Annotated in this window: 12 protein-coding genes and 2 pseudogenes; 9 read left to right on the top strand and 5 right to left on the bottom strand. The window is 67.5% G+C overall.

All coding sequences use genetic code 11. The features are described from left to right. The first annotated feature begins 147 nt into the window (after nucleotides 1-147). The 5 genes from ACWGO0_RS28810 (at nucleotide 148) to ACWGO0_RS28790 (ending at nucleotide 3,644) form a co-directional block, all read left to right on the top strand. Nucleotides 148-738: a helix-turn-helix domain-containing protein gene (locus ACWGO0_RS28810; protein WP_453541251.1), complete on the top strand. Its 591-nt coding sequence runs from the start codon at nucleotides 148-150 to the stop codon at nucleotides 736-738. 4 nt (nucleotides 739-742) lie between these two features. Next, entirely contained in the window at nucleotides 743-1,405 is a 663-nt protein-coding gene (locus ACWGO0_RS28805; protein ID WP_453541249.1) for an SRPBCC family protein, read from the top strand. 703 nt (nucleotides 1,406-2,108) lie between these two features. Beyond that, entirely contained in the window at nucleotides 2,109-2,429 is a 321-nt protein-coding gene (locus tag ACWGO0_RS28800; RefSeq protein ID WP_453541246.1) for an ArsR/SmtB family transcription factor, read from the top strand. After that, nucleotides 2,426-2,908 (top strand): SRPBCC family protein, encoded by a 483-nt coding sequence (locus tag ACWGO0_RS28795; RefSeq protein WP_453541243.1) that lies wholly within the window; start codon nucleotides 2,426-2,428, stop codon nucleotides 2,906-2,908. Before ACWGO0_RS28800 ends, ACWGO0_RS28795 begins: the two co-directional genes overlap by 4 nt. Before the next feature lie 121 nt (nucleotides 2,909-3,029). Then, nucleotides 3,030-3,644 carry a maleylpyruvate isomerase family mycothiol-dependent enzyme gene (locus ACWGO0_RS28790; RefSeq protein ID WP_453541240.1) on the top strand — a complete coding sequence of 205 codons (615 nt, stop codon included), beginning with the start codon at nucleotides 3,030-3,032 and terminating at the stop codon, nucleotides 3,642-3,644. 361 nt (nucleotides 3,645-4,005) lie between these two features. On the opposite strand, the gene ACWGO0_RS28785 is transcribed toward ACWGO0_RS28790, so the two are convergent. Further along, nucleotides 4,006-4,182, bottom strand: coding sequence for a hypothetical protein (locus ACWGO0_RS28785; protein WP_453541237.1), 177 nt, complete (start codon nucleotides 4,180-4,182; stop codon nucleotides 4,006-4,008). A gap of 576 nt (nucleotides 4,183-4,758) precedes the next feature. Further along, nucleotides 4,759-4,929: pseudogene (locus ACWGO0_RS28780) on the bottom strand (pirin family protein); the annotation flags it as partial. A gap of 116 nt (nucleotides 4,930-5,045) precedes the next feature. On the opposite strand from ACWGO0_RS28780, the pseudogene ACWGO0_RS28775 reads away from it, so the two are divergent. Both ACWGO0_RS28775 and ACWGO0_RS28770 read left to right on the top strand, forming a co-directional pair. Continuing rightward, nucleotides 5,046-5,777: pseudogene (locus ACWGO0_RS28775) on the top strand (hypothetical protein). Between the two features lie 814 nt (nucleotides 5,778-6,591). After that, nucleotides 6,592-7,899 carry a glycoside hydrolase family 10 protein gene (locus tag ACWGO0_RS28770; RefSeq protein ID WP_453541234.1) on the top strand — a complete coding sequence of 436 codons (1,308 nt, stop codon included), beginning with the start codon at nucleotides 6,592-6,594 and terminating at the stop codon, nucleotides 7,897-7,899. A 1,427-nt stretch (nucleotides 7,900-9,326) separates the two neighbouring features. Here ACWGO0_RS28770 and ACWGO0_RS28765 read toward each other — a convergent pair. Next, the gene (locus ACWGO0_RS28765) at nucleotides 9,327-10,292 is read right to left on the bottom strand and encodes a pirin family protein (RefSeq protein WP_453541231.1); all 966 of its coding nucleotides are present in this window, start codon (nucleotides 10,290-10,292) and stop codon (nucleotides 9,327-9,329) included. A gap of 154 nt (nucleotides 10,293-10,446) precedes the next feature. Here ACWGO0_RS28765 and ACWGO0_RS28760 point away from each other — a divergent pair, with 154 nt between their 5' ends. Continuing rightward, nucleotides 10,447-10,800, top strand: a complete 354-nt coding sequence (locus tag ACWGO0_RS28760) for a tetratricopeptide repeat protein (protein ID WP_453541228.1) — start codon at nucleotides 10,447-10,449, stop codon at nucleotides 10,798-10,800. 91 nt (nucleotides 10,801-10,891) lie between these two features. Here the strand turns inward: ACWGO0_RS28760 and ACWGO0_RS28755 are convergent, their stop codons facing one another. Both ACWGO0_RS28755 and ACWGO0_RS28750 read right to left on the bottom strand, forming a co-directional pair. Continuing rightward, nucleotides 10,892-11,632: a TetR/AcrR family transcriptional regulator gene (locus tag ACWGO0_RS28755; protein ID WP_453541226.1), complete on the bottom strand. Its 741-nt coding sequence runs from the start codon at nucleotides 11,630-11,632 to the stop codon at nucleotides 10,892-10,894. A gap of 39 nt (nucleotides 11,633-11,671) precedes the next feature. Continuing rightward, the gene (locus ACWGO0_RS28750) at nucleotides 11,672-12,469 is read right to left on the bottom strand and encodes an SDR family oxidoreductase (protein WP_453541224.1); all 798 of its coding nucleotides are present in this window, start codon (nucleotides 12,467-12,469) and stop codon (nucleotides 11,672-11,674) included. Nucleotides 12,470-12,614: 145 nt separating this feature from the next. Between ACWGO0_RS28750 and ACWGO0_RS28745 the strand changes: the two genes are divergently transcribed. After that, on the top strand, nucleotides 12,615-13,118 hold the full coding sequence (locus ACWGO0_RS28745; RefSeq protein WP_453541221.1) for a GNAT family N-acetyltransferase: 504 nt from the start codon (nucleotides 12,615-12,617) through the stop codon (nucleotides 13,116-13,118). The last annotated feature ends 40 nt before the right edge of the window (nucleotides 13,119-13,158 follow it).

Raw genomic sequence — 13,158 nt, 5'->3', positions numbered from 1 at the left:
CGCGCCGCTGACCCCTCGGCAGCGTCGCTGTCCCTCCGACACCGCCCACGCCGAATGGGCCTTGAGCGAAGCCCTGTTGCCCGAGCCGACCTGCGAGACCCGAGCCCTCCATTTGACAAATAAATTTGTCAAATGGAGGGGTGCAGCATGAGAGAAGAGCTGGATGTGCTGCGCGAGGGAGATCGCCTGCGCGGCAGGCTGTCCCCGCTGCGGCGTCGTCTGCTGGAGGAGCTGCGCGAGCCGGCCTCGGCCACGGTCCTCGCTGCCAGGTTGGGTGAGACCCGTCAGCGCCTGAACTACCACCTTCGCGAGATGGAGAAGGGCGGCCTGGTGGAACTCGTGGAGCTGCGCCAGCGGCGGGGCAGGGCCGAGCGGGTGGTGCAGGCCACCTCGCGCGCCGTGGTGATCGCACCGACTGTCATCGGCGACCCCGCACCGGCCGGCCAGGACCGTCTCGCCGCCGACGCGCTGCTGTCCGCCACTGCCCAGGCGTTCAGCGATGTGGCGGAGATGCGCGAGCTCGCGGAGGCGGCCGGCAAACGGCTCGTCACCTTCACCATCGACACCGAACTCGCCTTCGCCGAGCCCGCCGACGTCGAACGCTTCGCCGATCAGCTCGCCGCCCGCGTCGCCGAGTTCCACACCCCCCAGTCCGGCCGCCTCTTCCGTGTCCTCATCGGCGGCCACCCCGCCCGCGGCGAAACAGGTGACCACGAACCCACTGAGAAGACGGAGTGACACCATGACCGAGCACAAGCCCTTCCAGGTCGAGACCTCCATCACGGCCCCACTGGACACCGTCTGGCAGGCGCTGACCGAACCGGAGAAGATCCGCGACTGGTTCGGCTGGGACTACGCCGGCCTCGACGGGGAGATCCGCTACATCTTCGTCGACCACGCGAAACAGCTACCGGGCCAGCGGATCGCACTGGACGACGGCCAGGCGATCCAGTTGTCGGCCGACGGCGCCCATGCCGTCGTGCGGGTGGTCCGCCCCGGTGACCTCTCCGATGCACGGTGGGCTGACATCTATGACGGGATGGAGGAGGGCTGGCGCACCTTCTTCGAGCAGCTGCGGTTCCGGCTGGAGCGGCAGCCCTATCAGGGCCGCCGGACGATCTACCTGACAGGAACGGCAGACGCAGCCGCACTACGGGAGAGCATCGAGAAGTCGGGTACCGAGGTCTGGCACTCCAGCCGCTACCAGCACATCGTCATCAACGCGGCAGGGCACCTGGTCGCCTACGGCGCCCAGCAGCCACTGGACACCGCCGGCAGCGGTCCGGTCAGCGTCACCGTGTCGGTGTACGGAACGGACGATGCAGCCTTCGCCGACCTGCGCAAGGACTGGGCAGACCGGTGGGAAACCCTCGCCCAGAACCCCGAGGTCACGACGCAGACGTAAGTGAAGCGCGATACCAGAGGGTGTTTTCGACGAGGTGCCTCACTCGTCGAGGCACTCGCTGGTCAGCAACGAAGGGGCACAGGAGGTGGGCCTCACATCCGGCGGCACGTCTCCCCCGCCGGCGGGTTACCGAGGGAACAAGCACCCATCCCCCGAGCAGCCGCCCATGCCCCACACCGACGCGACAGGGGCGTACTGCTCCAGCCGCTGTTGGACAACGCCGGTGCCGCCCATCACGCGTTCCCGGCCGCGATGGACGCAGTGCGGCCCGGACCTTGATCCGGGTGCTGATTTCCTAGGAGCAGACCGGGTCGCACCCGGCTTCTGAAGCGGGGGCGTGGTACTTCGGGGCGACCTTGCCGCCGCGGGTGCGGCAGGTGCTTCCGGCGGGCACTTCACGGGTGGGCAGTCGAACTGCTTGACAGCGGCGGCCGGTTCGGCGGGCTGGGGCATGTCGCAGAAGCTAGCTGAAGGACTTTACGCGGCAACTGTTCTGCGAGAGGTCACGAGAACGAAGAACAGGGGCAAGCCGGACATGGTTCGGCGGGGGACGGAAAGGTCGATGCGGCGCGGCCCAAGATCCCCCAAACAGCCAAGCTGAGCGTAGCGGCCCCGCTACGCACCTGGGAGGGAGGGCCGGCTCCGGGCGACGGTGGTGGAGCGCACTTGATCCTGCTGTTCCGTAAGTCTAGACTTACGGTTCGTGGGGACTTACGAAGCTGACGATGCGTGGGGTGCACTGGGCGACCCGTCCAGGCGGGCGATTCTCGCGTGCCTGGCAGAGCGGCCGCGCGCGGTCGGGGAACTCGCCGACATGCTCCCGGTCAGCAGGCCGGCGGTATCCCAGCACCTGAAGGTGCTCAAGAGCGCGGGACTGGTGACTGAGCGCGCTGCCGGCACGCGCCGCATCTATCGGCTCAACGCCGCCGGCATCGCCGCGCTGCGCGACCAGCTCGATACATTCTGGAACCGGGCGCTGGCCGGCTACCAGGAAGTCGCCGAACAACCCGAGGAGGATCCATGACCGCCGCAGCGACAACTGTGGTCCGCAAGCAGGTCGTCGTCGAGGCGCCGATCGAGCGGGCTTTCACCGTGTTTACCGAGCAGTTCGGCGACTTCAAGCCGCCGGAGCACAACCTGCTCCAGGCCGCGATTGCCGAGACCGTGTTCGAGGCCCGGGTGGGCGGCCACATCTACGACCGCGGTGTCGACGGCAGTGAGTGTCGCTGGGCCCGCATCCTCGCCTACGACCCGCCCAAGCGGGTGGTATTCAGCTGGGACATCGATCCGCAGTGGCAGATCGAGGCTCAACCGGCCAATACCAGCGAGGTGGAGGTGCGGTTCATCGCCGAGACCTCGCAGCGCACCCGGGTGGAACTTGAGCATCGCAACATCGACCGTCACGGCCCCGGCTGGCAGGCCGTCGCCGACGGTGTCGGCGGTGACGCGGGATGGTCGCTGTACCTGGATCGGTACGCCGTCCTGTTCACCGAAGACAGCTGACAGCTACCCATCGCCACGAACGCCGGGAGCTACTGCACCACCACCTTGAGAGTCTGGAGATGAGTTCGTGAGCGCACGCACAACCCGCGACCGAAGGAGCGGGAACCGGCCACTGGATGCGATGAGCCTGGCTCGCGACGAACGGGCGGAACTCGCCGAGCTGCTCGCCACCCTGACCCCGGAACAGTGGAACGCGCCGTCGCTGTGCACTGGATGGCGGGTACGAGACGTGATCGCGCACATGTTCAGCTACGAGGATCTCGGAACCGTAGGGCTCGTCGGCCGCTTCCTGAGAGGCGGTGTCCTGCCCGACAGGGTCAACGCCGTCGGCGTCGCCGCATATGCCGACAACAGCACCGACGACCTTCTGGCACGGGTCAACAGCCATCTGCGGCCGCGTGGACTCACCGCCGGATTCGGTGGCCGGATCGGGCTGACCGACGGAATCATCCACCACCAGGACATTCGTCGACCTCTCGGGCTGCCCCGCAACATCCCCGACGACCGGATGCGGTGCGCCCTGGACTTCGGTCGCACCGCACCGACCATCGGTGCCGCCAAGCGCATTCGCGGCCTCACGCTGACCGCGACCGACCTCGATTGGACTGCCGGGAAGGGCCCTGCCGTCGAAGGGCCCGCTGAAGCTCTCCTCATGGCCATGGCCGGACGCCCTGGCATCGTGCGGGAACTGTCCGGGCCCGGCCAACCCACCCTGGCCGACCGCATCACCGAGTAGCAACGGCGCCTACGACCGCGCGACATTCCCAACTGCCGAGAGGACACTGCGGCCCGGGCCCAGCCGACCTTCCTGTCAGGGGGTCCGCCCTTAGCACATAGGCGTTCAGGTGTGCAGGGCGGCGGTGGTGTGGCTCTCGCGGTCAGCAGAGCGGGCTCGGCTGTGGATTTTGCTGCCACCCAGGACGGTCGCAGTGATCACTGCGGCGCTGGCGGGGCCGCCGTAGATGATGACGTGGTGGAGGGAATGGCCGCGGCGTATCCGGCTGCGGCTTCGGCGCCGGCCCACAGGGGTGCGGCGAGCAGGCTGTAGGGGGCGAAGCGCCGTTAGCGCAGGCGGGTCGCCCCGGCCAGGTGCGGGGTCAGGGTGTGCACGACGGGACGAACCGGGACAGAAAGACGGCCTGTCCGCCGCGGCGGGCTATGAGCGCTTCGGCTCTCTGCCAGGCACCGGTGGGGATGCGGCGGCCGAGCCGTCCGGTGCGCAGGCGGCTGCCAAGCAGGTGTCCGGTGCGGTGGCCGAGGGCGTCCCCGGCCACGACCGTGCTCGCGGCGGTCGATCAGTGCGGTCACCGTGTCCACCGGGCACCCCGGGCCGTGATGTCCAGCGCTGCCGGGCCGGAAAGGAACCTGAGCCACGGCAGACTACGAATCCAAGCCACTGTGACATCACCAACGACGCATTGGGCAGCATGGGTAGCGATTTCGCTACCGTCCCGTCATTGCCTATGCCCCGGCTATCAGACGGGTCAGCATTTTGGGATCACCACAACACTCTGTTCCCTCTAGGTGAGATCCCGGCCCCTGGTGGGCCATGCGCAAGTACCCCCGCGTTCGCTCAACTGCCACGAGCCAGGAAAAGCTCCCCCTCAGGTGCCCAGTCCGCTCATCCCAGACAGCAGACCAGCCAGACTATGACGCGACATCGCCTGACGCCCCGTCAACAAGATCAGCATTGGGTCAGCATTAGATCCACTGAAGCTACCCGCACACGACCACGCTTTGGAATCCCGGGCACGTGCGGCGGAGGCTTCTTGAGACACGCTGGACCGATTCCGCTTCTGAGCATGGGACCGAACCGCCGCGACGCAGGAGCCCGCCCGGTCCCCGCAGCATCAGCGCACCCTTCCTCGCGGTTTCAGCGCCACAGGCGGCAGTTCAGGAGCGGAGAGTCGACTTCCGTCGTAGCCATGCACTTCTCCGAACCGGGCACCGTCCGCCCAGTCCGCGCGCGCCTGTGCGATGTCCTCGTGGGACCGCCCGATGAAGTTCCACCACATACCGAGACCATCACGTATTAGTGCAGGTCAGGGACGTTTTGAACCATCGGCGGTCAGGAAACCGTCAGCATTGGTCTCGAAGGAGTCGCTGCGTCATGGTGACCAAGCCTCTGGCCCACGGGATGGGCACATTGTTCAAGGACTGCGAGCACACGCAGTCCAGGTGGTCGAAGTGCCCGCACCCCTACAAGGTCCGGTATCGGAGTGCGACCGCGAAGCAAGTGGAGGAGTCCGGTTTCGCCACTCGGGACAAGGCCCTCCAACGGTTGACCGACGTCTACAAAGCCAAGAACGGGGCCCCTCGCAACCAGGCGAAAGCCGAGCGTGCGGCGAAGTACGGGGAATGCAGTTCAGGGAGTATGCCGCCGAGTGGAAGGTCGGGCAACGGGACTTGGGGCCGGGGTCACTACGACACCTCGACTCCCTGCTGGAACATCACCGGCTCCGGCGCTCGAGAACCAGCGAATGAGCACGTTCGACCACAAGGTAGTGGACGGGTGCATCCAGACACTTGAGCGTAACGGGGCCGGTCTGGCGACCCAGTCGAACGCCCTTGACAAGCTGAAGGCGATCCTGTTGGACGCGCATCGGCTCGGCATCTTTGACGAGAACCCTCTCGAGGGCGTCAAGCCGCCCCAGTACGACCCGAAGCGTGCGGGTGATCCCCTCCGTCTCCCAGCTGCAAGACATACGCCTGGCCGGCGACGCGCGAACCCGGACACTCCACGCCTACCTGCGGTGGCGCAACGCGAACGCCCGCCACCCCAACGTGCTGATCGCCCAACGCCGCGAGCGCGCTCGCGTCCGCAGCAAAAAATACTCGTTGGGGCGGACGTCCCCTGGCGGCTGCTTGATCCACACCAAGAGGGCAAGCCGCACCCGACGCCAAGTCAGTCTCCGGAAGACCCTAAGAAACCGACGTGCGTGAGCTTGTCATCGGCGTGAAGTAGCACATATAAGCCGGTCCAACGCATCTCGTGCTCCCCGAGCAGACTTGTGTCTCTATCGCCCGGGCGCCAAGCCTGCATGAACGTGTAGGACTGAGCGATCGCGTCCTCGTACTGCTGAACAGTAGGACGAACCGTACCGAAGTGGATCAAGACCCGAACAGGGGCAAGTGGCCGGACGGTGAAGTAGTCCTCCGTGCTGGACTACCAAGGCAACTTCGTCGACTCCACGACGCGACGAACGTCCAGTATCGAGTGGGTTCCCTCTTCCTCCATGAACTCCTCATCGGCATACAGCTCCTTGACCCACACTCCCGCGGTACGGCGTGACATAACTCCACCCGCTGGCACCCATACGTGGACTCCCTTCACTCCCTCATCGACTCGTGCTCAACCTAGCCCGCGGCGCCGACAGCGCAGAGAGAGGAGATGTCTGGCGCACCTCGGCGAACCAATACGGTCAGAGCACTAGACGCACCAGACGCGGCAATGCGGCAAAACTGGCGGGGAACACCAAGTCGTGCTCGAGGATCAGCCGATAACCCAGCTCATCCCACCCTTCTGCGGTCCTCAAGTCTCCCCGGGCGTACTTTCGGCGGCCCAGACCAAAGAATTCCGCACTGGTCCGCGCCGCGGGGTTGTCCCGCGCGGACGCGGCCCCGAAGATGCCCAGGAGACGGAGTGGTTCAGACCACTTCCTGACGCAGCGTCGGAGGATCACATGGTGAGCGGTAACCCCGAAGAATGGCAGCACCTGAGCCGGAGGCGATTCGGCGCGGCGGTGGCGGGCGCGGTGGGCGCGGTGGCCCTGAGCGGGCAGGCGCTCGCGGCGGATGGTGCCACGGGCACGGTCCTCAGCCCCGAGGCAGACCCGGCCCGCGGCTTCTCCGGCGGTGGCAAGCCGGAGATGCGGGGCAGCTGGGTGGCCACCGTGGCCAACATTGACTGGCCGAGCCGCCAAGGCCTGACGGCCGGGGAGCAGCAGGCGCAGCTGCTCGCCCGGCTCGACGAGGCCGTCGCCCGCAACCTCAACACCGTGGTCTTCCAGGCCCGACCGACGGCCGACGCCATGTGGCCCTCGCCCTTCGAGCCGTGGTCGGAGTTCCTCTCCGGCACCCAGGGCGTGGACCCAGGATGGGATCCGCTGGGCTTCGCGGTGCGCGAGGCCCACGCGCGCGGCCTCCAACTGCACGCTTGGTTCAACCCCTACCGGGTCCGCAACGACACCAAGGCGGAGAAGCTGGCCGCCGACCACCCGGTGAAACTGCATCCGGAGTGGCTCGTCACCTACGGCGGCAAGATGTACTACAACCCCGGCATCCCCGAGGTACGCCGCTTCTGCATCGAGACCATCCTCGACGCCGTACACCGGTACGACCTCGACGCGGTGCACTTTGACGACTACTTCTACCCGTACCCCGCGGCGGGGCAGGAGTTCGGTGACGAGGCGGCGTACCAGGAGTACGGCGGCGACTTCACGGACAAGGCGGCCTGGCGGCGCAACAACGTCGACCTGCTCATCCAGGAACTCGGTCAGGGCATCCGGCGCGTCCGCCGCCGGGTGCAGTTCGGCGTCAGCCCCTTCGCGATCTGGCGCAACTCCGCGACGGACCCGCAGGGTTCGGCCACCGCAGGTGGCGTGGAGACCTACGACGACTTGTACGCGGACACCCGCAAGTGGGTTCGCGAGGGCTGGATCGACTACGTGGTGCCGCAGGTGTACTGGAACATCGGGTTCACGGTGGCTGACTACGCGAAGCTCGTGCCGTGGTGGGCGGATGTCGTCCGGGGGACGGGCGTCAATTTCTACATTGGGGAGGCGCTCTACAAGGTGGGCGTCACCGGGCAGCCGGCCGCCTGGTTCGACCCTGCGGAACTCTCTCGGCACCTCACGTTCTGCGAGGACTATCGCGAGGTGAGGGGGCACATGTACTTCTCCGCCAAGCTCCTGCCGCAGGACCCGCTGGGCGCGGTCAGCCGGCTGGTGGCCGACCACTACCAGCAGCGGGTCCACGCCCCGCGTCGCTGACGCACAACCCGTCCCGGTCCGGCCTCCAGCTCTCGTGCCGGGGGCCGAACCTCAGCGCGCCGCGTCAGTGGTGCCAAGCCGGTTGGACGGGCTTCGCCGGAAGGTGCCCCTTGAGGACGTCGTTCAGCAGCGGGACGATTCGCAACGAGACTACGCGCTCCTATGGTTGGCACAGTTCAGTCTGTGTCCACCAGTGATGTTCCGTCATCGTCGCCTGCTCGTGCGGCAGGAGACCGGACGAGTCAAGACACTTCGGTCCAACATCTCAAGAGCCAGCCCTCGACGCTGCGGCCGTGTTCACCGACATCCTTCCCAGCGACAAGCCTCACTTACACAGGAACAGCAAAACGACCCGCACGTTAGCCAGCCATCGACGGAATGCTGCCTGCGCTGAGGCAGCATCCATCCTGGACACGAGCCTCCAGTGCAGGTCCCGAGATGGAATGCCCGTCGCGCTTGTCCCTGCCGACGGCAGGGCTCCGCTGTCCCCCGAGGAGCGATCGACCTACCGGTCCCCACAGACTGCCGTATCCCATGACCAGCGGACGTGGCAGTCACTCAGCGACGGACCCTGGAGCCACAGGCAAGCTAACTCTCTCCCCCGTCACCGTCCCTGCGCCAGCGCCACCTCTGGGGAGAGTTTGGGGAGTATCGGCGACCCTGGGGAGCGCGTGGGGAGAATTGGCTGCATAACGCAGCACGAATCCGAAAGAACCGAAAGGCATATCCGCGCAGGTCAGCGGATCGCAGAACCACAACGCCGCAGGTCAGAGCCACTCGGTAGACAACGACATGACGTGATCCACCGGTTCAACGAGGTCGGCCTGGACGAATCCACGCAGACCGAACACGAAGATCCGGAACACTCACGGTGCAGAGTTAACGAACTGGCTGGAGCGACAGCCACTCCTTCCGGTCAGTCCAGTTGGAACCTGAGCCACGGCAGACTACGAAACCACCTCACTCTGACATCACCAACGACGCGTTGGGCGGCATGGGTAGCGACTTCGCCACCGTCCCGTCATGGCCTATGTCCCCGGCTACCAGACGGGTCAGCATTGTGGGATCACCACAACACCCTGTTCCCTCTAGGTGAGATCCCGGCCCCTGGTGGGCCATGTGCAAGTACCCCTCGTTCACTCAACTGCCACGAGTCAGGCAAAACTCCAGCCCCAAGTGCCCAGTCCACTCATCACAGACACCAGACCAGCCAGACCATGACGCGACAGCGTCTGACACCTCGTCATCAAAGTCAGCATTGGGTCCGCATTGGGTCTACTGAAGCTGCTCGCACACGACCACACTTTGGAATCCCGGGCACGTGTGGCGGAAGCTTCCGGAGAAGCGCTGGACCGATTCCGATCCTGAGCATGGGACCGAGCCGCCGCGACCAGGAGCACACCCGGTCCCGGCCACATCCGTGCAGCTCAGCGCACCCTTCCCCGCGGCTTCAGCGCCACAGGTGGCAGTTCGGGAGCGGAGAGTCGGCCTCCGTCGTAGCCATGCACTTCTCCGAACCGGGCACCGTCCGCCCAGTCCGCGCGCGCCTGCGCGATGTCCTCGTGGGACCGCCCGATGAAGTTCCACCACATGATGATCTCCTCCTCGAACGGCTCGCCGCCGAGCAGCATCAGGCCGGCGTCGGAGAGTGCCCGCAGGGGCAGTTCGGTGCGGCCACAGCCGAGGTAGAGCATCGAGCCCGGCAGGACGGGGACGCCGTCGACCTCCGCCTCGCCGGACATCGACAGGACCGCGCACTCGAAGTCGGGGTCGAGTGGTACGCGGGCCTCGGCGCCGGCGGTCAGCGCCAGGTCGGCGCCGACGATCGGGGTGTACGTGGTTCCGGGCGACGCGGCGCCGTCGAGTTCGCCGAGGATCACCGTGGCCGTGAGGCCGGGCGCTACGACGGTGGGCAGGTCGGTGTGGTGCTGGAAGTGCGGCTCGACGTGCCGGTGCGCGTCGGGCAGGGCCACCCAGAGCTGGGCGCCGTGCAGAAACCTGGCGTGGGGCTTCGGGCTCTCCTCGGAGTGGCTGATCGCCCTGCCCGAGGTCATCAGGCCCAGTTCGCGTGGGCGGATCGTCCGGAGGCTGCCCACGCTGTCGCGGTGCAGCACCTCGCCGTCGTGCAGCCAGCTGACCGTCTGCAGGCCCATGTGCGGGTGGGGCGGCACCTGCATCCCGGGCTCGTCGGCGATGTCGTCGGGGCCGTAGTGGTCCACGAAGGCCCATGCGCCGACCATGCGGCGCCCCAGATTCGGCAGCAGTCTGCGGACCTCGGTGGATTCGCCCAGCTGGACACGGCGAGGGGCGAGTAGTTCACGTACGGGCTCGGCGACGACGAAGCCCCGTCCTCCGCAGACGGAGGGGGTGGCCTGGCGATCGAGATTGCTCATGGCGCTCAACCTATTCCCGGAGGGGCCCGTCGCGCCGGTCCCCACGCCGAAATTTTAGTGGAATGTTCAACCATTATGCTGTGTTGAAGCATCTGAACGGATCACCGCCATGACAGCGGGACGGGTCCGCCGAGCGTCCGGCCAAGGAGGACAAGTGAGCGACACCTATTACGAGTTCGGCACGGCCGCCGACCGCTGGGACCGGGCACGGATGTTCTTCGAGGCCAAGGAGTACGTCACCGCTGCCCGGATCCTGGACGGACTGGTCGCGGAGGTTCCGGAGCAGGTCTCTCCGCGGCTGCTGCTGGCCCGCGCCTACTACCACTCGGCGCGCCTCGGCAAGGCCGAGACGGAGCTGCGCGCCGTGCTGGAGCGCGACCCCGTGGAGGAGTACGCGCGGCTGATGCTGGGCCGCACCCTGGAGCGGCAGGGACGGCATGCCGAGGCTGCGCCCCACCTGCGGATGGCGGCGGCTCTGAACGGGGAATTCGGGTCGGACGCGCCGTAGCGGAGGTGGGCGGCGGGCCGTGAGACGTCGGTGATGATGCGAGCCCAAGCCCGAGCCCGCGTGCGTACCCGAGTGCGAGCCCCTGGCACTTTCAGGCCCGGGGCTTCGGCTCCGGGCCAGGCGCGTTGGAGACGCGGTCCAGCCATTCCGTCATCAGGGCCACCTCGGCCGTACTGAGCCCTGCCCCGTGGGACCGCCGCAGCAAGGCGCTCAACGTGGCCGCCGTGGACGGGACCGCGGTGGCGGGGGTGGGCGTGGGAGTGGGCGCGGTGGCCGGCGTATCCGCCGGGTCGGGCGTCAGGACGGCAGCGTGCACCGCGTCGCGGACCCGGCGCGAAGCCGAGCGGTCGGAGAACGTCGCCGGGCGGGCCACCAGCATGAGCGCCACGCCCACATTGGCCGACATGATCATCTGTGCCGCCAGTTCGGGGGTGACCAGCAACCTCCCCCGTTCCGCCGCCCGCTCCAGGTCCCGGGTGAGGATCCGGTGCGATTCGAGCGCCGAGGCCGGCGGGGTGCGCATGGCGGGCGAGTTCATCAGCCGGTACAGATTCGGGTTGCGCAGGGCGAAGTCCACATGGCCGTCCCAGCCGTTACGGAGATCCTCCACCGGGTCCGTGGACTCGCCGCGTTCCCGCTTGGTCGCCAGGTACGCATCGAATCCGTGGTCGACAACGGCCGACAGCAGACCCTCCTTGTCCCCGAAGTGCCGGTACAGCGCGGGTGCGCCCACCTGCGCGGCCTCACACACGGCACGCGTGGAGACATCGCCGTCCGGGGACTCCGCGACCAGTTCGGCCGCCACCTCGAGAATGCGCGCTCGTGTACTCATCGAACGGACGCTATCAAGCCGGGCACGGGACCGATCACCTCAGACCATGCCGCCGTTGGCCCGCACGACCTGGCCGTTGATCCAGCGGGCAGGACCGGCGAGGAATGAGACGACTTCCGAAATGTCCTGCGGGGTACCCAGCCGCTCCAGCGGCGCCTGGGCCGCCATCCGCGCCACGGTCTCCTCGTCCTTGCCGTCCAGGAACAGCGCGGTCGCCGTCGGGCCGGGCGCGACCGCGTTGACCGTGATGTCCCGGCCGCGCAGTTCGCGGGCCAGGATCAGCGTCATGGCCTCGACCGCACCCTTCGTGGCCGCGTAGGCGCTGTACCCGGGGAGGGACAGGGACAGCACCGAGCTGGAGAAGTTGATGATCGCTCCACCCTCCCGCAGGCGGCGGGCCGCCTGCTGATCGACGACGAAGGTGCCGCGGATGTTGGTCCGGTGCATCCGGTCCAGTGCGTCCAGGTCCGTGTCGACCAACGGGGCCAGCGTCATCACGCCTGCGGCGTGGACGACCACGTCGACTCCCCCGAAGGCGCGCTCGGCCGCGTCGAAGAGGCCGGCGACCGCGACCTCGTCGGCCACATCCGCGCGGTGGGCGAGCGCCTCTCCGCCCGCGGCGACCACGGCAGCGACCGCGGCTTCGGCCTCGGTCCGGTTGCCCGCGTAGTTGACGACGACAGCGAAGCCGTCCGCCGCCAGGCGTTCGGCACTCTCGCGACCGATGCCGCGGGAGCCTCCCGTGACAATCGCGACTCGGCGGCCGACCGGGCCAGGACTGGGACTGGGACTGGGACTGGGAGTGGGAGTGGGAGTGGGGGTGTTGCGATCGCTCATGGCGCTGCTCCTCGTGGGCGGGCCGGTGGTGTACGCCAACCTCGACATAACAACGCTAACATCGATAACGTATCAACGCTACCCCTCTCTTCTGTCGGTCATATTCGGATGCGCTCAGCCCTCGCGCCGTGATACTCCGCCAGTCATGGATGACCTTGTGACAACACGCCTCGCACTGCACCTGATGAGCCCCGCCGAAGCAGCGGACCTGGTGGCGGGCCGACCGGCGGACGACGCCCTGTGGGCCCCCGGATATCCCGACGACGGCGACAGGTTCGGCGCACGGCGCTATGTCAGCACCTGCGAAACGGTCGGGGACCCCCGGCCGTTCGGCGCCTTCGAGATCAGACGGCGCGAGGACGGACAGGCGATAGGCGGGATGGGATTTCACGGCGCGCCCGACGAGGACGGCCAGGTGACCATCGGATACAGCCTGGTCCCCGCCGCCCGGGGAAACGGGTACGCCTCCGAGGCGCTTCGCGCACTGCTGGCGTTCGCCCGCGCGCAGGGCGCCATATCCGTGAAGGGCGACGCGGACCTCGACAACGTCGGATCGCACCGCGTCATGACCGCGGCAGGGATGCGGCTCGTCGAGGTGGACGACACCTTGCATCATTACCTCGTCGACTGGCCCGTCGACGAGGCATAGGCGCCCCCGCAACCACGCGACCCGCCGGGCAGTGCCCGGC

Source organism: Streptomyces sp. NPDC055749, from assembly GCF_053617235.1.
Note: the sequence above shows the minus strand (reverse complement) of the source record. Positions and strands in the feature narration are given on the sequence as shown.